The organism is Pontibacter cellulosilyticus (assembly GCF_014306105.1).
Lineage (GTDB): Bacteria > Bacteroidota > Bacteroidia > Cytophagales > Hymenobacteraceae > Pontibacter > Pontibacter cellulosilyticus.
This window is the reverse complement of record NZ_JACRVF010000001.1, coordinates 130,676-157,244: the sequence shown is the minus strand read 5'-3', so window position 1 is coordinate 157,244 and position 26,569 is coordinate 130,676. Positions and strand designations below refer to the sequence as shown.

The 26,569-nt window shown below is 47.3% G+C and carries 18 protein-coding genes; 8 read left to right on the top strand and 10 right to left on the bottom strand.

Annotated features, from left to right (window positions below; genetic code table 11):
- Positions 1-107 precede the first annotated feature (107 nt).
- Positions 108-1,409 carry a M20/M25/M40 family metallo-hydrolase gene (locus tag H8S84_RS00635; RefSeq protein ID WP_187065343.1) on the top strand — a complete coding sequence of 434 codons (1,302 nt, stop codon included), beginning with the start codon at positions 108-110 and terminating at the stop codon, positions 1,407-1,409.
- 53 nt (positions 1,410-1,462) lie between these two features.
- Here the strand turns inward: H8S84_RS00635 and H8S84_RS00630 are convergent, their stop codons facing one another.
- The 4 genes from H8S84_RS00630 to H8S84_RS00615 form a co-directional block, all read right to left on the bottom strand.
- Positions 1,463-4,831 carry a S41 family peptidase gene (locus H8S84_RS00630; protein WP_230407003.1) on the bottom strand — a complete coding sequence of 1,123 codons (3,369 nt, stop codon included), beginning with the start codon at positions 4,829-4,831 and terminating at the stop codon, positions 1,463-1,465.
- A gap of 213 nt (positions 4,832-5,044) precedes the next feature.
- Positions 5,045-5,950, bottom strand: coding sequence for a tetratricopeptide repeat protein (locus H8S84_RS00625; RefSeq protein ID WP_187065342.1), 906 nt, complete (start codon positions 5,948-5,950; stop codon positions 5,045-5,047).
- Positions 5,951-6,071: 121 nt separating this feature from the next.
- Positions 6,072-6,830 (bottom strand): acetolactate decarboxylase, encoded by a 759-nt coding sequence (locus tag H8S84_RS00620; protein ID WP_187065341.1) that lies wholly within the window; start codon positions 6,828-6,830, stop codon positions 6,072-6,074.
- Positions 6,831-7,010: 180 nt separating this feature from the next.
- Entirely contained in the window at positions 7,011-8,333 is a 1,323-nt protein-coding gene (locus H8S84_RS00615; protein WP_187065340.1) for a type IX secretion system plug protein, read from the bottom strand.
- Between the two features lie 136 nt (positions 8,334-8,469).
- Between H8S84_RS00615 and H8S84_RS00610 the strand changes: the two genes are divergently transcribed.
- Positions 8,470-9,339 carry an SDR family oxidoreductase gene (locus H8S84_RS00610; RefSeq protein WP_187065339.1) on the top strand — a complete coding sequence of 290 codons (870 nt, stop codon included), beginning with the start codon at positions 8,470-8,472 and terminating at the stop codon, positions 9,337-9,339.
- Position 9,340: 1 nt separating this feature from the next.
- Here the strand turns inward: H8S84_RS00610 and H8S84_RS00605 are convergent, their stop codons facing one another.
- The 3 genes from H8S84_RS00605 to H8S84_RS00595 form a co-directional block, all read right to left on the bottom strand.
- Positions 9,341-9,796 (bottom strand): OsmC family protein, encoded by a 456-nt coding sequence (locus H8S84_RS00605; protein ID WP_187065338.1) that lies wholly within the window; start codon positions 9,794-9,796, stop codon positions 9,341-9,343.
- A gap of 107 nt (positions 9,797-9,903) precedes the next feature.
- Entirely contained in the window at positions 9,904-11,259 is a 1,356-nt protein-coding gene (locus H8S84_RS00600; protein WP_187065337.1) for a sensor histidine kinase, read from the bottom strand.
- Positions 11,249-12,640, bottom strand: a complete 1,392-nt coding sequence (locus H8S84_RS00595) for a sigma-54-dependent transcriptional regulator (RefSeq protein WP_187065336.1) — start codon at positions 12,638-12,640, stop codon at positions 11,249-11,251. Before H8S84_RS00595 ends, H8S84_RS00600 begins: the two co-directional genes overlap by 11 nt.
- Before the next feature lie 278 nt (positions 12,641-12,918).
- On the opposite strand from H8S84_RS00595, the gene H8S84_RS00590 reads away from it, so the two are divergent.
- Both H8S84_RS00590 and H8S84_RS00585 read left to right on the top strand, forming a co-directional pair.
- Positions 12,919-13,629: an ABC transporter ATP-binding protein gene (locus H8S84_RS00590; RefSeq protein WP_222621545.1), complete on the top strand. Its 711-nt coding sequence runs from the start codon at positions 12,919-12,921 to the stop codon at positions 13,627-13,629.
- A 26-nt stretch (positions 13,630-13,655) separates the two neighbouring features.
- The gene (locus H8S84_RS00585) at positions 13,656-16,073 is read left to right on the top strand and encodes an ABC transporter permease (RefSeq protein WP_187065335.1); all 2,418 of its coding nucleotides are present in this window, start codon (positions 13,656-13,658) and stop codon (positions 16,071-16,073) included.
- A gap of 103 nt (positions 16,074-16,176) precedes the next feature.
- Here the strand turns inward: H8S84_RS00585 and H8S84_RS00580 are convergent, their stop codons facing one another.
- Complete coding sequence (locus H8S84_RS00580; protein WP_187065334.1) at positions 16,177-16,335, bottom strand: hypothetical protein; 159 nt, start codon at positions 16,333-16,335, stop codon at positions 16,177-16,179.
- Positions 16,336-16,678: 343 nt separating this feature from the next.
- Between H8S84_RS00580 and H8S84_RS00575 the strand changes: the two genes are divergently transcribed.
- Positions 16,679-18,280 (top strand): alpha-amylase family glycosyl hydrolase, encoded by a 1,602-nt coding sequence (locus H8S84_RS00575; protein ID WP_187065333.1) that lies wholly within the window; start codon positions 16,679-16,681, stop codon positions 18,278-18,280.
- A gap of 74 nt (positions 18,281-18,354) precedes the next feature.
- Here the strand turns inward: H8S84_RS00575 and H8S84_RS00570 are convergent, their stop codons facing one another.
- Complete coding sequence (locus H8S84_RS00570; protein WP_187065332.1) at positions 18,355-20,016, bottom strand: alpha-amylase family protein; 1,662 nt, start codon at positions 20,014-20,016, stop codon at positions 18,355-18,357.
- A 108-nt stretch (positions 20,017-20,124) separates the two neighbouring features.
- Here H8S84_RS00570 and H8S84_RS00565 point away from each other — a divergent pair, with 108 nt between their 5' ends.
- On the top strand, positions 20,125-20,880 hold the full coding sequence (locus tag H8S84_RS00565) for a DUF2490 domain-containing protein (RefSeq protein WP_187065331.1): 756 nt from the start codon (positions 20,125-20,127) through the stop codon (positions 20,878-20,880).
- 66 nt (positions 20,881-20,946) lie between these two features.
- Here H8S84_RS00565 and H8S84_RS00560 read toward each other — a convergent pair whose 3' ends face one another.
- A complete protein-coding gene (locus H8S84_RS00560) occupies positions 20,947-22,881 on the bottom strand; it encodes an ABC-F family ATP-binding cassette domain-containing protein (protein WP_187065330.1) in 1,935 nt (644 codons plus the stop codon).
- Positions 22,882-23,127: 246 nt separating this feature from the next.
- Here H8S84_RS00560 and H8S84_RS00555 point away from each other — a divergent pair, with 246 nt between their 5' ends.
- Positions 23,128-23,679 carry a 2'-5' RNA ligase family protein gene (locus H8S84_RS00555; protein ID WP_187065329.1) on the top strand — a complete coding sequence of 184 codons (552 nt, stop codon included), beginning with the start codon at positions 23,128-23,130 and terminating at the stop codon, positions 23,677-23,679.
- A 252-nt stretch (positions 23,680-23,931) separates the two neighbouring features.
- Positions 23,932-26,529 carry a M1 family metallopeptidase gene (locus H8S84_RS00550; RefSeq protein ID WP_187065328.1) on the top strand — a complete coding sequence of 866 codons (2,598 nt, stop codon included), beginning with the start codon at positions 23,932-23,934 and terminating at the stop codon, positions 26,527-26,529.
- The last annotated feature ends 40 nt before the right edge of the window (positions 26,530-26,569 follow it).

Below are 26,569 nucleotides of genomic sequence, written 5' to 3'. Positions count from 1 at the left end.
AAGATATACTTGAATTTTAAAAGGAGACTGGTGATAATCAGTCTCCTTTTGTTTTTTATACTATATTTAGCCACTCCAGTATCATTCTAAAACTGATTTTGCTATTTATGAGATCAAGAACAACTTTTTATACTTTACTTCTTTCAGGTTGCCTGCTGCACCTCTCAGCAGCTGGACAGAAATTAACTAAAACAGAAAAGAAAATTCTGGAGGAGGTAGAAGAGAACTATCCTGCCTCTGTGCAGTTCCTGGAAAAATCGGTGAACATAAACAGTGGTACTTTTAATCCTGAGGGCGTAAAAAAAGTGGGTGCCGTTTACCAGGAAATGCTGGAAGAAATGGGCTTCAAAACCAAATGGGTAGATATGCCGGGCAGCATGAACCGAGGTGGCCACTTGATTGGTGAGATAAAAGGCAAGAAAGGTAAAAAGCTACTGCTTATTGGGCACCTGGATACAGTGTTTGAGCCGGGCATGCCCTTTCAGAAATGGGAACAAAAAGGTGACGTTGCCACTGGACCCGGAGCTAACGACATGAAAGGCGGCAACATGGTGCTGCTGTATGCTCTAAAGGCGCTGCACGAAGAAGGGCAGCTAAAGGGCAGGCAGATCACAGTTATTTTCCATGGAGATGAAGAGAACCCAGGCCGCCCATACGAAACCAGCCGCAAAGATATCGTGGACATAGCCAAACGCAGCGACATTGCCCTTGGTTTTGAGACAGGAACAGGTTTTAACTATGCTACTGTAGCAAGGCGCGGCAGCAGCAGCTGGACGTTAAAAGTAAAAGGTAAGCAGGCACATTCTTCCGGGGTATTTTCTGAGAGAGTGGGTGCCGGTGCTGTTTATGAGGCTTCACGCATTTTGTACAAGTTTTATGAGGAGTTGCAGGATGAATATTTAACTTATAACCCGGGGCTTGTACTTGGTGGAACGGAGGTAAGTATAGCTGAAAACGGTACACAAGGAAGCGCATCCGGCAAAACTAATTTAGTGGCTAATATGGTGGTAGTGAAAGGTGATCTTCGCTTCTTGACAAATGAGCAACTGGAAGAGACACGCCAGAAGATGAAGGCCATTGTTGCTGAAAGCCTGCCACAGACTTCAGCTGAGATTACCTTTGATGAAGGCTACCCTCCCATGCCGCCCACAGAAGGCAACATGGCCCTACTACAGGTGCTAAACAAAGTAAGCCAGGACTTAGGCCATGGCGAAGTAAAGCCATACGACCCCGGTAAACGAGGCGCAGGCGATATTTCCTTTGTAGCGCAGTACATAGATGGTCTGGATGGATTAGGTGCTTTAGGTGGAGGTGCCCATGCCCCGGAGGAATACATTGACCTGAAGACCCTACAGGATATCGAGAAGCGAACAGCACTACTAATTTATCGCCTGTCGAGTAGTAAATAATTAACCTTAAAACGAAGCGGCCTCTCCTGAAATCAGAAGAGGCCGCTTTAGTTTTACTGCACTTTCTTATTACCTGCTGCTTCTTTCTCCCATCCTTCCGGACGTTTCCAACGAACCGGTGGTGCCGGCTCTCCTTTCAACTGCACTTCTTCGGTCTTCAGCAACTTCATAGCTTCTTCTACAGCACGCTCCAGCTGCGGATCACGGCCGGCTATTACATCGGCAGGCTTGTTTAGCACCTCAATATCAGGGGCTACACCCTCTCCTTCTACAGCCCACTCTCCCTGAGCATCCACAAAGCCGCCACGTGGCGCCACCATGCGGCCACCGTCTATAAAAGCTGGTGTGTCCCAGGTACCAACTAAGCCACCCCAGGTTCTGGTACCTACTAGCGGGCCTATCTCCATCTTGCGGAACAGGTACGGCAACAGGTCACCACCAGAGCCAGCCATTTCGTTCACGATCATTACCTTTGGTCCCCAGATACCCGACATAGGTGTAGTGAACGGACGGTGATCCCCTACCTTACTGTTGAAATAGCCGTGCAGATCGCGGTTCATGATGTCTACCATGTAGTCAGCAGCAGAGCCACCGCCATTGTTACGCTCATCAATCACAGCGCCTTTTTTATCTTGCTGGCCAAAGTAGTAACGGTTAAATGAAGTATAACCAGCCTGGCTTGTGTTAGGTACATACACATAGGCCAGTTTACCACCAGACAGCTTATCTACTTTTCTGCGGTTATCCTCTACCCAGGCGATACGACGCAAGCTGCTCTCATTGCTTACAGGCACTACCGTAACTAAGCGCGATCCCTCCATTGTCGGTTTGCTGTTGATACGCAGTATGGTCTGCTTGTCGGCGGTAGCCTCGAAGAACTGGTAAATGTTTTCCGGTGCTTTTACTTCCATACCATTTACAGCAAGTATGTAGTCACCGGGCTTTACATTGATGCTTGGGGCACGAAGTGGTGCGCGCAGGTCAGGGTTCCAGGCTTCGCCATCGTATATGCGGCTGATGCGGTAGTAGCCTTTATCCACCTCGTAGTCAGCGCCAAGTAAACCGATCGACACCCGCTTCACATCCGGGAAATCACCGCCTGAAGTATAAGAGTGCCCAACCGATACCTCACCACCAAGTATATCCACGATGTAGTGCAGCTCCGAACGGTGGCGCACATGGTCTACCCACGGGCTGTACCAGTCATAGATCTTATCCCACGGCGCACCGTGCACGTTGTCCACGTACAGGAAATCGCGCTGGTAGCGCCATCCTTCCCTGAAGATCTGCTTCCACTCTGCCATCGGGTCTACCTTCACCTTGATGTCAGCAACTTTTAGTTTGCCATCGCCGGCTTTTGGCGCACCACCTGTGGCACTAACAATATGCCAGTTGCTTCCGCTTCTGTACAGCATGTTTTTACGGTCAAACGAAACGGTGGCTTCGTTTACTTTTGTCAGGAATTCCGTAGCCTTCTGTTCTTTCAGGCTGTAACGGTGCAGCGTTTCACCGGACTGGTTAGGTATACTTTCGAGGTAAAACACATTTCCTTCAGGGCCAGTAACCAGGGCCGTATAATTGCGTGCCGGTACATCGATCGGGATGATGCGCTGGTCAAGGCCTTCCATATCAATGCGAACCTGCACAGCTGGTTTCACCACCTTCTCATCCGCCTGCTTCTGCTTTCCGTTCTTCTTTGGAGTTTGCTTGCCGTTTTGTGCTTTGGTGTTCAGCTGGTCTTTTTCCTCATCATTCTTTGCCAACTCTTCGTCGCTGCGTGGTAGTAACGGCGAAGGAGTATCCTTGGAAAGCACCATCATGTAAAGGCTGCGTGTAACGGGACGATCATAGCTGCTCATGTCCAGCCAACCGGTATTCAGGCCAAAGTTTGTACTGGCCAGGAAGTATAAATATTTGCCACTTTCGTCCCAAACCGGCGACACCGCATCGGCCATCCTGTCGGTGAGTTGCAGTGTCTGGTTTGTTTCTACGTTGTGCACCTTCACTGCTTTGAACTGGTTCTCCAGCAGTCGGGTGTAAGCGATCCATTTGCTGTCCGGCGACCAAACCGGCGTCATGGTTCTATTCGGGTGTGCATAGCCCTCTGTATCCGCTTTCCTGATCTTGCCGCTTGCCACCTCTACATACCACAGGTTATAGTCGGTATCGGTTAAGGCTACATACTTGCTGTTAGGCGACCACTCGGGCCTGAAGAAGAAAGTTGGGTTAGGGATATCTATGGTACGAGGTTTGGCAAGTCCGTCCTGATCACCAATCATGAGTTTATACTCGCCGCTGGCATCAGAGAACCAGGCAATTTTTCTTCCGTCCGGAGACCATGCAGGATAACGGTCTGCGGCTCCAGAGGTGCGGGTAATGTTGCGCCAGTCACCCTCTTCTTTCGGTACGGTAAATATCTCGCCTCTATACTCAAACATGGCTCGCTTACCAGTAGGACTTAATGAGGCGTTCGCCAGCCTCGAGGCAGAAACATCCTCCCAACGCTCACGCGCCCAATGGAAGTCGCCTCTCACCTCAATGGCTAATTGCTTTGTATCGTTTGTTTTCGGGTTAAGCTGGTGCAGGTAACCGCCCTGCTCATACACGATCGTACCGGCTGCTGCAGAAAGGTTCTTGCAATCGAACTGCTTATGGAATGTATGCTGCTTCAGCTCTTCTGTTTTCGGGTTGTAAGACCAGATGTTGTTGGTGAAGTCGCGCTCCGACAGGAAGTATACCACACCATCCAGCCACACAGGATTTGTGTGCCGCTCCTGGTTCGCCTGCGGGGTAAGCTTCAGAGAGTAGTCTTTAGTGTTCACGATCCAGATAGGCAATGCCTGACCGCCACGGTAATTACGCCACTCTGCGTCCCAGAAACTGATAGGCTGGTAGGCCACAAAAGCCCCATCCTGAGAAATGCTTCCTTTGTTTGCCTGTGGTATTTTCAGCGCCTCCGGCATGCCTCCTTTTACAGATACTTTGTAGAACCTGGAGTTGGCAGTTGGGTGTCCCTCACGGCTCGATACAAAAAGAACTGACTGCCCGTCCGGTGTCCAGCCGGAAACTTCGTCGTTGCCCGGGTGCCAAGTAAGCCTTTGCGGCTGACCGCCCTCTGCCGGCATCAGGTATGCATCGGTATTGCCGTCGTACTGTGCCGTAAAAGCTATCCATTTTCCATCCGGAGAAAAATGCGGATTTGTTTCGGCGCCCTCGTTTGTAGTAAGGCGGCGGGCAAGGCCTAGGTCTGTGCTGCCATTTTTACGTTCTACTATCCAGAGATCATTGGCATACACAAAGGCAATGTGCTTCTCGCTAAGGGCTGGTTGCCGAAGCAAACGTGTGCCCTGTGCCTTCGCCATTTCCGGCATAGCCACCAAAGCCCCGAAAGCAGCAAGTTGTACTAAGTTTTTTATTCTCATATCTGGGTGATTTTTTGCGTTATCTAAATATACAAAAAATCGGATATGATCCGAGGGGGTAGTATATTAAGTAGTTGGAGAAGAATGGGTGATTGGTATAGCTTTAAGTTGCCTCTTAGTAGTATTTGGGGTGGCTAAGTATGTCAACGTGCTGGTGTAGACGATGTGCGAGGCATTAGCCGAAGCATAAAGTATACACGTGGCTGTGGTAAGTTATTTTTTGATGCTATTATACATGTCCGAGTATTTCTTCGCCATTACACTATCTCCGCTAACTTTGTAAGTGTGGGAAATGTTTTTCACATATAACCCGATCATAGCAGAGTCTCCAAACATGTTATAGTTATAGGATGCTGCGCTGTCAAAATATTCTATTGCCTTGCTGAAGTTGCGGTTCATGTAATACAAGGAGCCAACACTGTTTAGGGCTTTTGAGAATTTTTCATGGTGCTGTTCCCGCTTATAATATTTCAGTAGTTTGTTCAAGCCTTCTAGAGCGACATCATATTGTCCTTTATAGATATAAAGAGTTACTTGAGCTGAAATAGCGTCTGTGATGAATGTAGAATCTTCATGTCGATTTCCATAAGCTAATACCTCGTTAACCAGTTTCACAGAATTTCCTATATCTCCTTGTTCAATCTGTATTAATGCAAGAATAGTTTTAGAATGAAAAATTGATGTGCTATCAGTCACACTATCTCGTGCATACCCTTCTAATGCACGCCTGATGTAGGCCTCTGCCGACACCAAATCTTTTAAGTTACTATACACTAATGCTAAGTTTCTATAAGTTGTTGCGTTAGAGAGGCCTAACCTTGTGTTTAGCATATAGCTCTTTTCTAAAAGCTTAATTGCTTCTTCGTATTGGTGTAAGTGGTAGTAGGCAAGTCCCAAGTTGTTACACCAGTCGGCTAACCTTCTGCTATTAGGAAAGACATCTTCAGCAATTTTAACTTGTTCACCTGCTATTTGAAAAGCCTTCTGATATTCTTCATCGTTTATGAAAGATTGAAACTCCGAGCTTCTGTCAATCCAACTTACTGAATTAGCATCCTTGTAAGAACCATCACAACCTAACATGTAGAAAGCAGAAATGATTAGGAGAAGTTTTTTCATAAAGCTTATTTATCACAACTATCGGATAAACGACAACATACGTTTATCCGCACTATGTACAAAGTTCAAGACCTACAGGATTGGCAACTCCACTCCCTAAACACCAACTGCCATAACGCTACTACTCAGCATGCACGTTAGATGCAGGAAGGTAAAGCTTTACAGCTCGGCTTTTCAGTTTCACCTTATCCAGGTGCCCCATCTGAGTTTCATCCGCTGTGACCAGGTGCATGTGCAGATAGGTATCGTGGTGCGTGAAAACGGCCTTGTGCTCAGTAGAAAAGAACCCGACGATCTCCACTTGTTCGTTTACCAGATTGTAATTCTGCAGTCCCTGGTGTGCCTCATCTGGTGAACTTACCTGGGTGCCGGCAGGTAGATTCAACACATGTATGGTAGCGTTTTCAACTTCACCTTTTAGCCTGAACGCAAAGGGGCGCTGGCTGTTTTTACTTACCTGGTCGAGGTACGTTTCCAGTTGCTTTATACTTTGGATACTATCAGGCAATGCCTGCTCCTGCCATGCCGGCACGTTTCCATACACAAAGAAAGGGGCCTTCGCTTGTTGCACTTCATCTACCTTCATGGTAGCATCAGAAACTACTGTGGACTTGAAGATCTTACCATCCATTATCAAGAGTTCGCCTGCCAGGTTTTCTACCGGACCCAAACCATAAAGGTGTTCTTTATTAGCAATGGTGTCCAAGGCTATAGTGCCGTGCAGTTCGCCTTTCCACATCACATTGCGCATAGCACCAGACACCTCTACAGGAGATGCCGTTGCAATTGTGGCTTCATTTTGATTGTCTGATGTGGAGCAGCTTGTAAATGAGAGGGTGCTCGCAAGAATTATTAAAAGGGTTGTGTATCTGTTGATCATCTTTTTGGAATATGGAGTAGATTAAACATCTAGCAAGGCTGATAACTGAACGTCTATACCATAGTTAGGTGTGTCTTTGTGTTCCTTGCGCACTCCTTTGCGGTAGAGCTAAAATGCAAAGAGGACGCTAATTACATAATACTGCAATTTTCAACCATTCTTCAAGTGGAGTATACACCTCTACCTCCTGTTAAAGAACAGTTCCTCATACCCAATCAACAAATCGGCACGTGATCCGGGTGGGCGGTAATAGATCAGGATATCATAGATGTTCTCGGTGGCAAAATGGCTGCCTTCAAAGTAGCTTTCGTCTGCCTGTCCACCTGATTTCAAAGTATAGTAGTAGTTGTAGTAGCCCTGCTTCAGGAGCATCTGCCCCATGTACATGCCTTCTTCGGCGTTGTACTGTAGCCGTGCTTCTTCCTTCTCCTGCCAGTTGGTTAGCTCACCGGTAATATAAACGGCACCTGGTGCCTCTGCAGGGGCTGCCAAAACGAAGTTCACTAACGTATAATCTCCGTTCACCTCGCCGCTTCCGTACTGTTTGTTACCAAAAATACGCATGCCGTTAATGTCAGGGTCCTGGCTATACACGATAGACTGCCTGTTTTTGTCCGGTTCTAAAAATACGGTTATTGGATTGGCCTGCAGATTTATGTTTTGCACGCCAATGCCGTTAAAGTTCAGACTTCGTGTATCAAATGCCCTGAACTCACTGAGTCCCTTAAACAGGTCTTTTGGCTCGAAGAACACGTATTCCAGCCTGCGCTGCGCGTCCTGCACAAAGGTAGGCCTGGCAATGGTCTTGGCATTATCCCAGCGGTAGTTCTGGCGTAGCACGGCCTTCACTTCCATAGCTGGGTTCACGATTGGGTAATCTTTATAAAAGACGTTAAACTCAACAGGCTGCCTGGCCTCACGTCCTCCGGGCCCAAGCGGAGCACCTAACTTGGCCGTTACCACCACACTGTTCTGGAAAACAAGCAGGCGCCGTGTCAGCAACAGGTTGCCACCCTCCTCCTGCACCACCAGTAAGTAGTTTCCGCTCAGCTTAACACGTGGTACCCGGAACCGGTAATGCACATACGGGATGCGCGTGTTAACAGAATTCTGCACATCGGTTATAAAAAACTCATTAAAATCGTTGAGGTACTGCGTTTCGTTTAGGTTCGAGGGAGTCCAGTTGGCATTGCAGTGCACAAGTTTTGCCAGCAGTCGTTGCGGCCCTGCCTTTATTCTGTCAAACTCCAGCACCAACGGAAACTCCTGCGAAATAGAGGTAACAGGAGGATTAAGCACCTGCTCTATATCACCGGTGGCCAGATATACCTGCACTGATTTGATGCTCTCGTGGTACACGTAATCTTCGTAGCGCAGAGCAGCCTGGGCTGTTGTGCCGGTGCTGCTGCTCTGTGCCTGTTCCTCTAAGGGCACGCAGGCGGTGAGGCTACAACTTAACGAAAGGGCTACCAGGTATTTTAGCTTATACTTTATCAGCTTCATTTTTTATACTTGAGTTTTATACCGGATGGCAATAGAAAAGCTTCGCTTTGAAGTCTATCCATATAAAATGCATCGGTTTTATAAAGAAAATAATTTTCCGGCAATTATCTTTACAGCTCAGCACTTAAAACTACCTATGAAAAAAGTATTATTGGCCGGAGCCACCGGAAACCTGGGCAGGCATTACCTGCAAGCACTTAAGCAACAAGGTTATACTGTAAGAGTTTTAGCCCGTTCTGCCGCAAAAGCCAAAGCGCTCTCCCCTGCTCCCGACGAAATTTTTATAGCAGATGCCACCCAACCACAAGCCCTGGCTGGCTGCTGCGAAGGCATAGATGTAGTTGTATCTGCATTAGGTAAAAGCATCAGCCTTACCGACAAGAGCAAAGCCTCTTTTTTTGATGTTGATTTTACTGCTAACAACAACCTGCTGCAAGAAGCCAGGCGTAGCGAAGTAAAGCAGTTTATTTATACTTCAGCCTTCGGTGCAGCAAAGCACCCTGAATTGGCTTACATTAAAGCACACCATGATTTTGCTGAGGCACTAAAGTCCTCGGGTGTAGCTTATACCATTCTGGAGCCCACGGCCCTATTCTCTGCTTTTGATGAAGTGGTAAGTATGGCGCAAAAGGGACAGATCGGTTCTTTGGGTGCCGGCGATAAATTAACCAACCCTGTATTTGAAGGCGACTTGGCACAGGTGGCAGTGCAAAGTATAGGTAAACCCTCCCAGGTTATACCTGTCGGCGGACAGCAACTGTACTCCAGGTTAGAGCTTATAAAAATTGCATGCGAGGCAGCTGGGCACAGAGGCAAAATTCCTTCGGTTCCGTTTGGCGTGGTAAAAGCTATCCTGCCTGTTGTTAAGCTGGTTAGCAGGAACATGTATGATAAGGTAGCTTTCCTGGTGGCTGTTTCAGAGATCGACTGTGTTGCTCCAAGAATCGGAGAGCACACGCTGGAAGAATACTTCAATTTACCGCACCGGAAGGCAACACAAGTATAAATTATACTTCCTCTTTCTCAAGCACAGTCTTTACTTTCATTCCTGCCACCAGCGTTTTTTGCACGGGGCACCTTGCCGAGATATCTTCGAGACGTTTGCGCTGCTCTTCGGTCAGATCTCCATACAAACGCAAGTGTTTTGTTACCTGGTTCAGTTTAGCATTTTCGTCTTCGCACTGTTCACAATCGGTGGCGTGTACGCGTTCGTGGCGCAGCCTAACCTCTGCTTTTTCAAGGGGCCAGCCTTTGCGTTGTGCATACATGTGCAGCGTGATAACGGTACAGGCTCCTAGTGCGCTAAGTATAAAATCATATGGGTCGGCACCGGGCTTTACATTCTGGGCAACGCCAGATTCGTCTATCACCATCTTATCAGATCCGGCTGTTATGTTGGCTACCATTGGGTTGCTGCTGTCTGCGGTAACTCTTACAAAACCTTCTGCTTCTAAAACACTCATAATTCGTTTTTTAGTTTGATGCTAAAGTATAAGCAGAAAGGCAGGTAAAGGTTTTAAGACAAGAACTGTAAAGAGGCACAACAAACAACCATCAACTAAAATCAAGACTAGAACCGAAGTATAAATTTGGTGCCTTTCCCTAGCTCTGACTGCACTGCTATGGAGCCTTTGTGCAGGCGCATGATCTGGCGCGACAAACTCAACCCAATACCAGAGCCTGTTTTTTTGGTCGAATAAAAAGGAATAAAAATTTTGGTTTGAGCTTCCTGTGTCATACCCGATCCATTATCTTCTACTTCTATACTGATGCGGCTGCGCTCATCCAGGTACGCTCTAAGTATAATTCGGGGCTCGTGCTGCTCGTGTACTGCTTCTATGGCATTTTTGATCAGGTTGATCAGTACCTGCTCTACCATGCTCCTGTCTGCTGACAGTAACAACCTGTCTTGCGGCACATCCACCTTTATCCGCACATGCTTTTGTGCCAGTTGCTCCCGCATCAGTGTCTTCATTTCCATCAGCATCTCGTTCACGCTAAACCTGCTTATTTTAGGAACAGACACAGCCGTAAGGTTCCGGAAGTCACTCACAAACTTTATAAGTCCGTCGGAGCGGCGACTGATTGTGTGCAGGCATTGTCCCACGTCCTCCAGCTCGTCGCGCAGCATGGTTACTTCTTCGGCCACAGTATCGGTGTAGCTGCTAAGCTCTTCGTAGGCACTAGCCGACAACGAGGCGATGGGCGTTACCGAGTTCATGATCTCGTGAGTGAGCACTTTTATCAGGTTGTGCCAGGCCTCCATCTCTTTCTCCTCCAGCTCTTTCTGGATGTTCTGCAACGATGCCAACCTGATCCTTTCGCCTAGTATAGAAAGCTCCATAACATGTACTGCCAGGTTTACCTGCTCTGCACCGTGTTTTAGCGGCACCAGTATTTTATCGTTGTGCTCCAGTAGTTGCAGCCCCTGCGCCAAATCAGGACTTTCATTTTCCAGTTCCTGTACCTGCTGCAACTGGCCCACCTTTAGCAGTTTTTTAGCAGCGTGGTTCAGCAACATAATGGTACCGTCTGGTTTGTAACTGATAATACCAATGCCGATGTGCTGCACGATCAATTCGAAATACTGCAAGTGTGCTTCCTTCTCGGCACGCAGCTCCCGGAACTTGTGCATCACCTCATTTAATTTTGTTGCCAGTTCCTCCTGTTGTTTCCCCTCTTTGCTCACCTTAAAAAGCTCCGAAAAGTCATCGTATTTAATGGAGTTGAGAAACCGCATAAACTGCTTATTGGTACGGTCCTGGTAAAGCACCAGCAGCCATACCTGAACAAGTATGGCCAGGCCTAAGGCAATGGTAGTTCCCCGATAAAGCGGATCAAAATTGATGCGTGCAAAAAAGTAGATGGTAACGCATAGCAGCACCACCCGAAGCAACAGCTGAAGCCTATAGTTACTAAAGTTCATATTTTTCCAGTCTGCGGTAGAGGGCACCCCTTGAGAGGCCCAGCTCTTTTGCTGCTTTTGATATATTACCCTCATGCTTCTGGAGGGCACGCTGCACGGCTTCCCGCTCTATCTCGTCGAGGTCCAGACTCTGCGCCTGCAGTTGCGCCGGTGCGTCGGCAGGCTCTGTTTCTGCCAGGAAAAAGAAATCATCTGCCTCCAGCTCCCGGTTCTCACTCATGATGGAGGCGCGCTCCAGGGCATGCTGCAGTTCGCGTATGTTGCCGGGCCAGTTGTAGCGCTTTAAACGCTCCAGGGCAGATGCACCCAGTCGTTTGACCGGTTGTTTATACTTGCGCGCATAGGTGGCCAGAAAATGCTCTGCAAACACCGGGATATCATCCAGCCTATTTCGCAGTGGTGGCAGGTTCAACTCAACGGTGTTAATACGATAGAGTAAGTCCTGCCGGAATTCGTTGCGCTGCACCATCTCTTTTAGGGGCATGTTGGTGGCGCAGATTAACCGCACGTTTACAGGTATGGGTTTGTTTGTTCCTACCCGGATTACTTCGCGGCGCTGCAGCACTGTCAGCAGCTTTGCCTGCATCGCCAGCGACAGGTTACCGATTTCATCCAGGAAAAGCGTACCGCCGTTGGCAGCCTCAATTCTACCTATCCTGTCTTCTTTGGCATCTGTAAAGGCGCCTTTCTTATGACCAAACAACTCACTCTCGAAAAGCGACTCTGTAATGGCCCCCATATCCACAGTTACAAATACCTTATCGGCACGGCTGGAGCGTTGGTGTATGGTGCGGGCAATTACTTCTTTACCGGTACCGTTCTCGCCCAACAGCAACACATCGGCATCGGTTTTAGCCACTTTATCAATAATAGAGAATAGCTGACGCATGGAAGCGCTTTGCCCCTGTATGATATCAATGTCGGGACTGTTTACTTGATTTGACAGAGCACGATTAACTTCTTTTAGATGGCTTACTTCCTTGTAGGAATTGCGAAGTTTGGAAGCGGCAGACAAGGTGGCAATCAATTTCTCGTTTTGCCAGGGCTTCAGTACAAAATCAGTGGCACCTTCTTTCAACGCTCTCACAGCCATCTCCACATCCCCATACGCGGTTATCATGATCACCACAGCCGACGGGTCGTAGTTCAGGATTTCCTTTAGCCAGTAAAATCCCTCCTGTCCGCTTGTAATGTCGTGGCTAAAGTTCATGTCCAGCAAGATCAGGTCGAAGTCCTCGTTGTTCATCAGGAAAGGAATCTTCTTCGGGTTCTTCTCCATCACCACTTCTCTGGCATAGTTCTTCAGCAGCATCTTGGCTGAGAAAAGCACGTCCTCATTATCATCGATTACCAGGATACGGCCAAGGTTTTTTTCTTCCATAGATTAGAGTTATTAATGACTGTGCGAATTGAAAATACTGTGCCAGCTGTTTATTTGGTTAAATATAGCTTTTTTAGGACAAAAGTGTTCACGCACCTGTCCATGCATGGACACTTTTTGTCCGCACATGGACAGGTGCAAGTATAAAAGGATGCTCATACTTAGCAGAATTGAGCATTTATACTTTTGGCACAGCACTTGGCAAGTATAAAAGCATCCAAGCTTTGAAAATAACAGCATACCCAAACTTAAACTGACCACTAGTACAATCTAAAACTATGAAAGAACGAATTATCGAAACCATCAGGCTGCAGAAGAAGTATGTCACCGACACCGTGGAAACAACTGCCTTGGCAGGGGTAGATATACAGATCTGCAGCGGCGAATTTGTAGCTATTATGGGCCCATCGGGCTGCGGTAAATCTACTCTGCTAAACATACTTGGCATGCTTGACACTCCCACTGCCGGAAGCCTGAAGTTTATGGGCACCGAGATTGCCAGCGCTACAGAACACCAGCGAGCCAACCTGCGCAAAGAGAACCTGGGCTTCATTTTCCAGAGTTTTAATTTGATTGATGAGCTAACGGTGCAGGAGAACGTAGAGCTGCCACTTTTTTACCAGGGGTTACCTAAAGCAGAGATAAAGAAGCGCGTAGATGCTGCTTTAGAAAGAGTGGGCATAGCGCACCGCCGCAGCCATTTTCCTCAACAACTTTCTGGTGGCCAGCAGCAGCGTGTGGCCATTGCCAGAGCCGTGGTAGGCCGCCCAGGACTTATACTTGCCGATGAGCCGACTGGTAACCTTGACTCGGTGCATGGCCGTGAGGTAATGACCCTGCTTTCGGAACTAAACGAAGACGGAGCCACCATTGTAATGGTTACGCACTCTCCTTCTGATGCAGAATACGCACACCGCACCATTAACTTGCTGGATGGCCAAGTAATTACAGAACGCATACATGCCACCAGCGCAGCCATAGCGCTTTAATGTCTCACACCAAAAGCTACTGAACTATGTTTAAGATATATTTCCTGACAGCCTGGCGCTCACTCCTCAGAAACAAAAGCTACAGTATACTTAACGTGGCTGGCCTTACGCTGGGGATAACCTGCAGCATCCTGCTCTTCTTGGTGATCAAGTATGAGCTTAGTTACGACACCTTCCATAGCAAAGCCGATAAAATATACAGAGCCACTACAGTATCTAATTACCGTGAAGGAGAAGCAAGAAGTTCTGCCGCTCACTATCCGCTGGCCGAGTTGCTACGCAGCAATAATAACCTTGGCTTTGCCAACTTAACCCAAGTACATGGTGAAGAAGGTGGCCAGGTAAACATACTCGGAAACGATGGCAATGCAATTAAGCGCTTTAAAGAGGATGCCCATATCGGGTTTGTTGAGCCGGAGTTCTTCGATATTTTCGATTTTGAGACGGGTGCCAACGATCCTGCTCAAAGCTTATCGGAGCCGAATAATGTTATACTTACAGAAAGTATCGCTCAAAAATACTTTGAAGGTGAAAACCCGGTTGGCCGCCTGATAAAATTCAATAACAAGCTAACCTTAAAAGTAACAGGCGTGATTCCTGATCTGCCAAGTAATACAGATTTGCCGTTTAGCCTGTTTGTTTCCTACAAGTCGTTTGTAGACTACTCACCATACGGCGATGCTAAGTCGTGGAGCTCTTTATCCAGTACGCATCATCTGTACCTTGTATTACCTGAAGGCATGACTGATAAAAGAGCTACCGCAGATCTAAACGCTCTCATTAAAAATCATATACCTGATAAAGGAGCAAATTTACCACAAGAAACTTATGCCCTTCAACCGCTTAGCGACTTACACTTTGATGCCGTGCTTGGCAATTATAGCAACAGAACCGTTGCCCGTGAAGTAATCTGGTCGATGGCGTTTGTGGGTTTGTTCCTGGTAATAGTAGCTTGTATCAACTTCGTTAACCTGGCTACGGCACAGGCCATTAAGCGTGCCCGCGAGGTAGGCGTGCGTAAAGTAATGGGTAGCAGCCAACTACAGCTAATGCTGCAGTTCCTGGGCGAAACATTCCTGATCACTTTAACCGCCACGCTTCTTTCTGTTGTTCTAACCGAGCTTGTGTTGCCTTACCTGAACGAATTACTGGAACTGGAGATAGCATTCTCTATACTGCAGGACCCTGCACTGCTGTTTTTTATGGTGGCACAGGTGCTGCTGGTAACGCTTTTTGCTGGTCTTTATCCAGCTCTTATCATGGCACGTTTCCAGCCGATTGCTGCGCTGAAGAGCCGTATAAACACACAAAAAGTAGCTGGCCTGTCGATGCGGAGTGCGCTGGTGGTGCTGCAGTTTACGATTTGCCAGGTGCTTATTATCTGTACCATACTGGTAAACGAGCAGATGGAATTCTTCAAAAGCAAATCGCTTGGCTTTAACAAAGATGCTGTAGTAACGGTGCTGCTACCAACCGGTGAGGGCAAGAAGCTGATGCCGCTGCGCCAAGAACTAGCCAATCATCCTGCGGTTAGAAAGGTAAGTCTTTCTTCTGCGCCGCCTTCTGCAAACATCACCTTTACCGGCAACTTTAAGTTTGATAATTCCAGCGAAGACGTGCCGTTCCATGCCAACTATAAAATTGCTGATGAAAACTATATCGACCTATACGACATGAAGCTGCTGGCGGGTCGCAACTATAAAGAAAGTGATTCTGTTGCTTACGTTATCAACGAGACCATGCGTCGCAAACTAGGCATTGAAAGCCCGTCAGAAGCTATTAACAAAACCATTGCCTTGGGTAACGGCGAAGTAAAAGGCTACATCATTGGTGTAGTAGAAGATTTCCACCAGAATCCGCTGCGCGACCCGATCGACCCGTCCATCTTACTTGCTAACCCAAACAACTACTGGTTCCTGTCTGCTAAGATAGACATGAACAACAAACAGGAGGCGCTGCAGCACCTGGAGAAAGTTTACAACAAAGCTTACCCGGACGATGTATTCGATTATGAGTTCCTGGACGAATCTATTGCACGTTTTTACCAAGACGAAGCACGCCAGAACAAACTCTTCAAGATATTCTCTATCATCGCCATCTTTATTGGCTGCCTGGGTCTGTATGGTTTGGTGGCTTTCATGGCCGCGCAGCGCACAAAAGAAGTAGGCATTCGCAAAGTGTTAGGTGCTACGATGTTTAACATCACGGTGCTGTTCTCGAAAGAGTTTGTGAAGCTAGTGCTAATCGCTTTTATACTTGCAGTGCCTATTGCCTATTACCTTATGAACAAGTGGCTACAGGACTTCACTTACCGCATAACCTTGGACTACTGGCCATTTATACTTGCCGGTGTGGTTACTCTTATTATTGCCATCATCACTATGAGTTCACAGGCAATCAAAGCCTCACTTACAAATCCGGTGGTATCTCTTAAAAGTGAGTAGGTTTTAGATGAGATCTTTTTAAGTTTCACACACAACTAAAAATGAAAAGCGCCTTACGTTGCTGTAAGGCGCTTTTCATTTTTACACAAGTATAAAATCCTTCTTAGTACCTTCCCTTTGGCGCTGAGTCTGACAGGAATGTTGTTTTCTGCATTGGCTTGCTTACAATTTTGCTGTAGGCTGGGCAAGACGTCTTTTGGCAGGATACTGTGGCTGTAAGTATAATTACAAAGGCAAAAAGTTTAAGTAGAGTTGCTTTCATATAGTTTTTGTTAGTTGTTTAACTTTTACTGTACCACTTATCTGCCCATTCATTTGCCCAAAAGCGAAATCTGTTTCAGATACTATACTTGCCCCCATAGGTAAAACCAACAAGTATAAATGGAAGGCTGCAAATATATTAAAACATAGATATATAACAACAACTGTATATTTAAAATAATTTTCGTCCAACAATTCTTTCTCAATTATACTTCTCCTCCTCTGCCATAGGTTAATGCTAAAACAGGCTGAGCTGTTGATATTACCAGCCTTGCGTATCCTCAAAAGCCTCGCACCGTACACACAAAGCAGTAATTTGAATTAAGTATAAAACCACAAAAACTATGGCGCAGCAGGAGTATCTATGGTGGCAATCAGGTACAGTTTATCAGGTATACCCACGTTCTTTCCAGGACAGTGACGGAGATGGCGTAGGCGATCTGAAAGGAATTATCAGCAGGCTTGATTACCTCAAATGGCTTGGAATTACAGCTGTATGGGTGTCTCCTATCTACCCTTCTCCCATGGCCGATTTTGGGTATGATATCTCTGATTACTGTGGTATACACCCCCTGTTTGGTACCATGGAAGATTTTGACCAGCTGCTACAGGAGGTGCACCAGCGCGACATGAAGCTTATACTTGACTTGGTACCTAACCATACTTCCAACGAGCACCCGTGGTTCCTGGAGTCCCGTTCATCCAGAGATAACCCAAAACGCGACTGGTACATCTGGCGCGATGCCAAAGAAGACGGCAGCGAACCTAATAACTGGTTGGCAGTATTTGGCGGAAGTGGCTGGGAATGGGACGATAAAACGCAGCAGTATTATTACCATGCCTTCCTGAAAGAGCAACCTGACCTGAACTGGCGAAACCCGGAAGTGCAAAAAGCTATGTTCGATGTGATGCGCTTCTGGTTAGATAAAGGAGTAGATGGTTTCCGGGTGGATGTGATGTGGCACATGATTAAAGACGAAAAGCTGCGCGACAACCCACCAAACCCGGATTATAAGCAGAGCCAGTCTACGTACCAGCAGGTGGTGCCGGCTTTCTCTACAGACCAGCCAGAGGTGCACGACATTGTAGCCATGATGCGCGATGTAATGGATGAGTATGATAACCGCGTAATGATCGGGGAGATTTACCTACCCATCCACCGGCTGGTTACCTACTACGGCGCCGACAATGAGGGCACCCACCTCCCTTTTAACTTTATGCTGATCACACTGGATTGGAACGCTACTGTACTTAAATCACATATTGATGAGTATGAGGGTGCCTTACCAGAGGGTGGCTGGCCCAACTGGGTAATCGGTAACCACGATAAACCGCGCATCACCAGCCGTGTTGGCACTTCTCAGGCAAAGGTAGCAGGCATGCTTTTACTAACGCTTCGGGGCACGCCAACCATGTATTATGGCGATGAAATAGGCATGCGCGATGTTCCTATTCCACCGGATAAAATTCAGGACCCACAAGGCCTGAACATGCCGGACAAAGACCTGAGCCGCGACCCAGCCCGCACCCCGATGCAATGGGACAACAGCAAGAATGCAGGGTTTACAGAAGATGGAGAGCCGTGGCTGCCTCTACCAGATAACTTTAAAAGGATAAACGTGGAGGTGCAGCGCGACGATCCATACTCTATGCTTACTTTTTACCGCCGCCTGCTCGAGCTACGCCAGAAAGAGCTTGCACTTCATATCGGCGATTACCAACCGGTTATGGCTCGCTCTCCTTTGCTGGCTTACATCAGGAAGAACAATGGCCAAAGCTACCTGATCGTATTGAACCTTGGTCATAAGCCTTGTGTGTTCAGGCCAGAGCACGAAAGCTACACAGGCACTGTTGTACTTGCCACCGATCCGGAACGTGAGAACCAAAAAGTGAAGGGTAACATTAGTTTAGCCGGAGACGAAGGCCTGCTTATACTTCTGGATTAAAAGCTTATGGCCTTAGTCAGATAAAGCTCTGCACGGGCAGTCTATAAGGTATGATAGTATAAAGGCACACGAGGCTAAACCTCCTCTACCCTTCTTACTCGGAACCATCGGTATCCATAGCCGTTCAGTTCCAGTGTGGTGGTGTCTTCTTTTGTAGGTTCATAATCACTGTCCTGGAAGATGACCATAAACTGGCGTGGATGAAGCTTGCGCATAGCTAACTTAAAACTGCAAGGCTTGCCCGAGAGATTGTGCACAAACACAAGTATGCTGTCTCTCCATTCCATGGTGTGGGCCAGTATCTGAGGTTTGTCTGTTTTGATTAACGTGGCCTTGCCCCAGCCTATCTCGCGGCAGTGTTTTCGGATACGAATCAGCTTTTTCATCCACTCCAGTAAGGAGTGCTGCTGCTGATGCTGGCTTTGCACGTTTATCTTTTTATAGCTGAAAGGACCTTTTTCCAGGGGCGGCCAAACTACTTTATCACGCTGCACCTTAGAGAACCCCCCGTTCTTTTTGTCACTCCACTGCATGGGCAGGCGCACACTTCCTCTACCTTCTTGTGTTAAGTCTTCGCCCATTCCTATTTCATCCCCATACACCAGCATTGGTGAGCCTGGCAGGGCAAAAAGTAAGCTGTATACCATCTCCAGGTGCTGCCGATTCCCCTCCAGCATGGGCGCCAGCCGCCTGCGTATGCCTCGGTTAAAGATGCGCATATCCTCTTTCGGTGCAAAACGCTTGAACACATCCTGCCGCTCCTCCTCGCTAAGTCGTTCCAAGTCCAACTCATCGAGGTTACGCAGGAAATTTGCCCACTGGCATTTCTTTGGTGGCAAAGGGTTCTGCAGCCAGTCTGCAATAGGCTTGGCTTCTTCGCGGGCTAGGGCAAGAAAAATATAATTATCAAGTATAAAGTTGAAGAGCATGTTCAGCCGCTCTCCTTTTCCAAAGTATAAACCTAACTTATCTGGCTCTACATCTGCCTCTGCAAGTAGAATTGTCTCGTTGCTTTTTTTCGTAACCGATTTCCTAAGCTCTTTCAGAAAACCTACGGGCCTTTTAAGCCGTGTGCCGTTTACTCCTTTACTCTCCAGTATGTGCGTAGCAGCATCAACTCGAAACCCATCCACACCAAAAGAAAGCCAGAACTCTATGATGGATTTTATTTCGTCCTGCACATGCTTGTTAGCGATATTAAGGTCTGGCTGAAAGTTGTAGAACATGTGGTGGTAATAGGCACCTGCAGTTTTGTTATACGACCAGATACTGTCCTCTTGCCCGGGAAAGATGTTCTCTTTTGTTTCATTTTCCGGCTTCTCTGACCGCCACACGTAATACTCGAAAAATTTAGATTTAGGGTCGGCAGTGGCAGCCTGAAACCAAGGGTGCTCATCTGAAGTGTGGTGCACGATCAGGTCTACGAGGATGCGGATGTTATGCTCTTTGGCAACCTTTACAAGTTCTGTAAAATCGCTTAGCCGGCCCATCCTCGGATCGATGGAGTAATAATCCTTTACATCATATCCATTGTCACGGTTGGGGGTAGCGTAAAAGGGCAGTATCCACAGACAGTCTACTCCCAGGTCTTTGATGTAATCGATGCGCTTTATCAGTCCCTGGAAATCGCCTATACCGTCCTCATCTGAGTCCTGAAAACTTTCCACATCAATTGCATAGAAGATGGCATCTTTATACCATAGTTCTTCGTCTTTCTGTACCTTATCGCTCTGCATGCTGCTTAATGTTTAGCCTATATAGCATGACAACGCAGACGAGCCAAAACAGGTTAAATGTAATAAGCTGCCTGCATTGTAAAGCTGCTGCTGCTCAAGTATAAACGAATGAAATCAAAGCTGCTCCCATACTTCGCCTGGCTAATACTTTGCCTGTTGCCCCAAGGCAAAACAGTTGCGCAACAAAAGCAGGTAAGTATAGAACATGCCGCCTGGGAAGCAGCCTTTGTTAACTTCCGGGTTTCGGATAAATTCTCGTTATACACGGATATGCACCACATTAACGGAGCATTTACTGTTGCCCGTTTGGGCTTAACGCATCACCTCCCGCACCACATTAACGCAACGGCGGGTTACTCTTTTGCTTGGCTTACTGTACCTGGTACAGACTCCGAAGCGCTTAAACGACACGAGCACCGCCCATGGCTACAGGTCTTTGTTCCGCATACTGTCAGCCGCAACCTGAGCCTATCCACCAGGCTGCGTTACGACATGCGCTACAAGCAAAAAGTGGAACAGGGTAGGCTTCTTTCCGGGTATGAATTTAACCACCGCCTCAGACTACAGGAAACACTGCGACTGAACCTGTCATTTCTGAAAACCATGGAAATCATTCCTTACTTTATACTTAGCAACGAGGTATTTCTGAATTTCGGAAAGCGCATTGTGCACAACACCTTTGATCAAAACCGGTTAGGATTGATGGCAGGGATGGAAAGAGGCCCGCTACGGCTGCAGACCGGTTACATGAACCGTTTTGTGCAGTCGGGGTCTGTGCCAAACAGGTACACGAACAACCACAACTTTACGCTTTGGCTTTTTTATACTTTGGATCTGAGAAAGCAGGAGGAACAGAAGCAGTAGCTGCTGCATAGCAAAAGGCCCGGGTAGCATCTGCTACCCGGGCCTTTTAATTATACTTCGGTCAGATTACTCTGCCAGCTTTGCCTCCAGGTCCTCTACTTCTATCATCAGCTCCTCCCATTTCTCTTGTGCCTTGTCCAGCTCCACTTTTACCTTTTCAAACTTGGCGGTTACTTCCTGTAGCAGCTCTACATTACCGTATATTTTTGGGTCAGCCAACTCGCTTTCGTGGGAGGCAAGTTTGGTTTCCAGTTGCTGTACCTGGTTCTCTACTTCACTCAGTTGTCTGTTTACCTGCTTAAGCTGGTTGTTTAGCTGGTTGTATTCGCTTTTCTCGCGGGGTTGCTTTTGCTGGCTCTGCTTACTAACCTGCGGTGCAGCATTTGCCAGTTGCTTTGCCTCCTTTTCACGCTTCTCCTGGAAAGTCTCGTACTCGTGGTAAGTACCTGGGTACTCCTTCAGCTGGTAGTCTTCTATGTACCAGATCTTGGTGGCCATGTTCTCCACAAAATAACGGTCGTGAGAGATAATAATGAATGTACCTTCGTACTGCTCCAGCGCTTGGATAAGTATGTTCACCGACTGCATGTCCAGGTGGTTGGTAGGCTCGTCGAGCATCAGGAAATTGGCCTCCGAGATAAGCGTTTTAGCCAATGCTACCCTAGATTTCTCCCCACCCGAAAGTACCTTGATTTTCTTAAACACATCATCGCCGGTAAACAAGAAAGAACCCAAAAGGGTACGTAGTTCCATCTCTGTTTTTTTAGAGCCGGCCTGCTGCATTTCCTGCAAAATCTCGTTATCCACGTTCAGCGATTCCAGCTGATGCTGTGCGTAGAACGACATGATCACGTTATGCCCCAACTCCCGCTTTCCTTTTATTGGTTCTGTGCCTGCAATTATGCGTAACAGCGTGGATTTACCTTTACCGTTGCCGCCTATCAGAGCAATCTTGTCGCCGCGCTCCACATGCACGTTTGTATCCCTGAAAATAACTTTCTCGCCGTAGGCTTTACTCATGTGCTCTAGGCGCAGAATATGGCGGCCCGGTTGTATGTTAAATTTAAAGCTGAAATTCACCTTGGCAGCCTCAGGTGCTACATCCTCAATGCGCTCCAACCGATCCAGCTGTTTCATGCGGCTTTGTGCCTGCTTTGCTTTGGTAGCTTTGGCCTTAAATCGCTCAATAAAGCGTTCTGTCTGGCGTATGTGAGCCTGCTGGTTTTCGTAAGCACCCTTTTGTATTTCGTTTCGCAGCGCTTTCTCTTCAACATAAAAACTATAATTGCCAGCATATACGTTCAGCTTAGCCCCTGATACTTCCACGGTCATGTTGGTGGTTTTGTCCAGGAACTCACGGTCGTGCGATACGATCACCACAGCTCCCTCGAAACGCTCCAGGTAGGTTTCAAGCCATTTAATGGAAGGTAAGTCGAGGTGGTTGGTTGGCTCATCGAGCAGCAGCAGCGAAGGTTTTTGTAACAGTATCTTTGCCAGCATCACACGCATGCGCCAGCCGCCTGAGAAAGAGGCCAAAGGCTGCTGCAGTTCTTCAGTCGTAAAGCCCAGACCTTCAAGTATGGCCTCGGCCTCTGCTTGCATCGTATAGCCGCCCAGTGCCTCAAACCGCTCCTGCAGCTTTGCCAGTTTCTCTACCAGGTCATCATGGAAGTTGTTTTCAAACTCCAACAGCACCTTATCGATCTCCCCCTGCAGGCTCATCGCTTCTTCAAATGCCTGCATGGCCACAGAAAGTATACTTTCGTGCGTCTCGTAGCTTAGCAGGTCCTGGTTCAGGAAGCCAATGGTAGTTTCCTTGCTCATTTGGATACTTCCTCCATCAGGCCTGTACTCGCCAACAATAATACGCAGCAGTGTAGATTTACCTGTACCGTTTAGTCCGATCAGGCCTATCTTATCTTTGGGTTTTATATGCAGGTTGGCATCCTCGTACATAGGGCGGCTGCCAAAATGGAAGTTCAGGTTATTGATAGAGATCATGTAACAGGGTAATATGTAAGTTGCAAAGGTACTTAAATTTGCATGTAGGTAAAAAACATGAAAGGCATAGAAAAAGTGCTAGCTGCTAAAAACCGGTGTTTCTGCTTTGTACTACAACTTTATACTTCATAACAAGTATAAGCCTTTCTAATAAAGTGCTACTAAACTATATTGCCGCTATATTCAAAACATTTAAAAGAGTACATCGTTTTTTTACTGAACCACGTGTACTAAAAGCCATACCCTATGATTGCAATTGCTTCGCTTTTAGACAGTAGAACTTCTGAACGGGTAAATGAACTGACAGAATACCTGGAAAAGCGGTTCGGATTGAATGGCGTTAAGCTAACCCCTTATCCGCACCTCACCCTGCTTACTGCCGAGGTGGTAGACATGGAAGAGCTGAAGCAATATCTTGAAACCACCAGCCTCGAAACCGAAAAGTTTACAGTAAGAACGACTGGCCTCGGAATATTTCCAGGAGAAAAGCCTGTGGTATACATTCCTGTTCTTAGAACACCGCCTCTTAACCGTTTGCACGAGCGTTTGCACGCAGCTATTTCAGAAATGAGCACGGAGATGGGTTTATACTATAACACCAACATGTGGCTGCCTCATATTACCCTTGCCCTTGGCGATACTAGCCCGGAGGTTTTAGGCCCACTGCTCTCTTACTTGTGCCAGTATAATTTTGACTGGGAAATAACCGTAGATAACCTGATCATACTTCAGAAGTGCGGCGAATATTATCTGAAAGAAGATGAGTTCAGGTTTGGCAGAGGTGAGCTGATAGGTTAATAGCCATACCTGCCCTGGCTTGCTTTTTTATCGGATACAGAAGTAAAATTTGCAGCAGCCATACTTAGTAAAATATCAAGTACCAACCCTTTCTCACACCTCCTGCAACAGCTGTTCCCAAAACTTCTGGCGGGCTGTCTTTATTCAGCTTTAGTTTTCTGGTTTTTCTAACTACTCCTAATCCCCATATAGCCTCAGCCTACCATTTATCCCCGGTAATGCTTAACTTTACTTTAGCACAAAATTTTCTGCATGAAACAATTTACCTTTTCGGCACTTAAAACCGGCGCCTTTTCTCTGGCGTTACTAGCGGCTGTGTCCTGCAGCCAGACAGCCACGCAGTCCAACACCCTTCCCGTGGAAACAGGCGTAGCGCAGCAATTGGCACAGTACCGTCAACAGGTGCTGCAAAACATCAACTATAACCTGCACTTTAGCATACCAGAAAAAAAGGAGGATCCAATCGCAGCCTCTGAGGTAATCAGCTTTAACCTTAGCAAAAACCAGCATCCGCTCCAACTTGATTTTAAGGAGCAGGCCAGCAACCTGAAAAGTATAAAAGTAAACAACAAGTCTATACCTGTCGCTTTCGAAAATGAGCACGTCATCATTGATAAAAAGTACCTGAAGGAGGGCGAGAATACAGTAGCTATAGATTTTATAGCCGGCAACTTATCGCTTAACCGGAACGATGACTACCTGTATACCTTACTGGTACCGGACAGAGCCCGCACCGTATTCCCGGTGTTCGACCAGCCCGACCTGAAAGCTACCTTTACCCTTACCCTAACTATTCCGCAGAAGTGGAAAGCAGTAGCTAATGCCCCGCTTAAAGACATTGTGGCAAAAGATCAACAGAAAACATACCGCTTCCAAGATTCCGATACCATCAGCACCTACCTCTTCTCGTTTGTAGCCGGAGACTTTGACCTGATAAGCCGGCAGGAAGTGGGTAGGCCAATGAACTTTTACCACCGCGAAACAGACAGCAGTAAACTAAAGCTAAGTATAGATCCCATCTTTAAAATACACGCCGATGCGCTGGGTTTTATGGAGGACTACACCCAGATCCCCTACCCCTTTAAGAAGTTCGACTTTGTAGCCATCCCGGATTTCCAATATGGCGGCATGGAACACGTGGGAGTGATCGATTACAAAGCCTCTACGCTTTTCCTTGACGAAGGAGCTACCAAAGATCAGCGTGTGTCGCGTTCTAACCTGATCGCACACGAAACTGCCCATATGTGGTTTGGCGATCTGGTAACCATGCAGTGGTTTAACGATGTGTGGATGAAGGAGGTGTTCGCCAACTTTATGGCTGATAAGATCTCGCAGGTTACGATGGCTGATGCTAACTATGAACTGAAGTTTCTGCTGGACCATTTCCCTGCAGCTTATAGTATAGACCGCACAGCAGGTGCCAACCCTATCCGGCAGCAACTAGACAACCTGCAGGATGCCGGTTCTCTTTATGGCCATATCATCTATCACAAAGCCCCGATCATGATGCGCCAGCTTGAGCGCCTGATGGGGGAAGTTGCGTTTAAAGAGGGCCTGAGAGAGTACCTGAAAAAGTATGCTAACAGCAACGCCACCTGGCCTAACCTGATAGAGATACTGGATGCCCGCACACCTGTAGATTTGCAGGCCTGGAACCAGGTGTGGGTAAATGAACCCGGCAGGCCACAGATTGCCTATGAACTGAAAACCGACAAAGGCAAGATAACCTCCTTTTCTATCTCACAGCAGGGCGAAGACGGATCTGACAGGCTCTGGCCGCAGATTTTTGAAGTGGCACTGGTTTACAAAGACCGGGTAGAAGAACTGACCATAAACATGGATCAGAAACAGCTAACGGTTGAGAACGCTATCGGAAAACAGCAGCCAGAATTTATACTTTTTAACTCATCCGGTCAGGGCTACGGGCAGTTTCCTGTTGACAAGAACAACCTGGCTGCAATTGCGCGGTTACAAGACCCTGTGATGCGTGCCGCTGCTTACATTAACCTGTACGAAAGTATGTTGAGTGGCCGTGGAGTAGCACCTGAACTGTTACTGGCTTTCACTTTAATAGAATCTGAAAGAGAGCCAGAGGAGCTAAACCTGAAGTTACTGACAAGCTACACTGGCGATATTTTCTGGAGATTCATCCGGCCGGGAATCAGAGAAAAAATGGCCCCTGCATTTGAGAAGAAAGTATGGGATAACATTACCGCACGCAAAGACCCGAACTCCAAAAAGCTGCTTTTTAAAACCTACCAGAACATTGCCCTTACACCTGAGGCCACAAAACGCTTGTACCAGGTGTGGAAGACCCAACAGCCACCCGAGGGAGTAAAACTAACGGAGGATGATTATACTTCGCTGGCACTGTCGCTGGCCCTGAGGGAGTACCCGGATGGCAATAGTATACTAAATGAGCAACTAAAGCGCATCAAAAATCCGGACCGTCAGAAAAGACTGCAGTTCATGATGCCGGCTCTATCTGCAGACGTGAAAGTTAGAGATGCTTTTTTTGCCTCGCTTAAAGAAGAACAGAACCGCGAGAAAGAAGCATGGGTTGCCTCGGCACTTGGTTACCTGCACCACCCGCTGCGCAGCCATACTTCTGAAAAGTACCTGCAGCAAAGCCTAGAGCTGTTGGAGGAGATCCAGTTAACCGGCGATATCTTTTTCCCGACTAACTGGTTGAACGCAACGTTCGGCTCTTACCAGTCGCCGGAAGCAGCGGCAGTTATAAGGAAGTTCCTGCAGGAGCATCCGAAGTATAACCCTAAGTTAAGAGGTAAAATTTTGCAGGCTGCTGATAATGTATACCGCGCTGAAAAACTCTTACAACAGCAACAATAAAGACTAAAACGAAAAGCGGCTGCCAGTTAAATTTGGCAGC

What these genes read in the sequence shown, in the direction of transcription:
- H8S84_RS00635 (WP_187065343.1), top strand. Translation starts at nt 108, where the DNA reads ATGAGATCAAGAACAACTTTTTATACTTTACTTCTTTCAGGTTGCCTG.
- H8S84_RS00630 (WP_230407003.1), bottom strand. Translation starts at nt 4,831, where the DNA reads ATGAGAATAAAAAACTTAGTACAACTTGCTGCTTTCGGGGCTTTGGTG.
- H8S84_RS00625 (WP_187065342.1), bottom strand. Translation starts at nt 5,950, where the DNA reads ATGAAAAAACTTCTCCTAATCATTTCTGCTTTCTACATGTTAGGTTGT.
- H8S84_RS00620 (WP_187065341.1), bottom strand. Translation starts at nt 6,830, where the DNA reads ATGATCAACAGATACACAACCCTTTTAATAATTCTTGCGAGCACCCTC.
- H8S84_RS00615 (WP_187065340.1), bottom strand. Translation starts at nt 8,333, where the DNA reads ATGAAGCTGATAAAGTATAAGCTAAAATACCTGGTAGCCCTTTCGTTA.
- H8S84_RS00610 (WP_187065339.1), top strand. Translation starts at nt 8,470, where the DNA reads ATGAAAAAAGTATTATTGGCCGGAGCCACCGGAAACCTGGGCAGGCAT.
- H8S84_RS00605 (WP_187065338.1), bottom strand. Translation starts at nt 9,796, where the DNA reads ATGAGTGTTTTAGAAGCAGAAGGTTTTGTAAGAGTTACCGCAGACAGC.
- H8S84_RS00600 (WP_187065337.1), bottom strand. Translation starts at nt 11,259, where the DNA reads ATGAACTTTAGTAACTATAGGCTTCAGCTGTTGCTTCGGGTGGTGCTG.
- H8S84_RS00595 (WP_187065336.1), bottom strand. Translation starts at nt 12,640, where the DNA reads ATGGAAGAAAAAAACCTTGGCCGTATCCTGGTAATCGATGATAATGAG.
- H8S84_RS00590 (WP_222621545.1), top strand. Translation starts at nt 12,919, where the DNA reads ATGAAAGAACGAATTATCGAAACCATCAGGCTGCAGAAGAAGTATGTC.
- H8S84_RS00585 (WP_187065335.1), top strand. Translation starts at nt 13,656, where the DNA reads ATGTTTAAGATATATTTCCTGACAGCCTGGCGCTCACTCCTCAGAAAC.
- H8S84_RS00580 (WP_187065334.1), bottom strand. Translation starts at nt 16,335, where the DNA reads ATGAAAGCAACTCTACTTAAACTTTTTGCCTTTGTAATTATACTTACA.
- H8S84_RS00575 (WP_187065333.1), top strand. Translation starts at nt 16,679, where the DNA reads ATGGCGCAGCAGGAGTATCTATGGTGGCAATCAGGTACAGTTTATCAG.
- H8S84_RS00570 (WP_187065332.1), bottom strand. Translation starts at nt 20,016, where the DNA reads ATGCAGAGCGATAAGGTACAGAAAGACGAAGAACTATGGTATAAAGAT.
- H8S84_RS00565 (WP_187065331.1), top strand. Translation starts at nt 20,125, where the DNA reads ATGAAATCAAAGCTGCTCCCATACTTCGCCTGGCTAATACTTTGCCTG.
- H8S84_RS00560 (WP_187065330.1), bottom strand. Translation starts at nt 22,881, where the DNA reads ATGATCTCTATCAATAACCTGAACTTCCATTTTGGCAGCCGCCCTATG.
- H8S84_RS00555 (WP_187065329.1), top strand. Translation starts at nt 23,128, where the DNA reads ATGATTGCAATTGCTTCGCTTTTAGACAGTAGAACTTCTGAACGGGTA.
- H8S84_RS00550 (WP_187065328.1), top strand. Translation starts at nt 23,932, where the DNA reads ATGAAACAATTTACCTTTTCGGCACTTAAAACCGGCGCCTTTTCTCTG.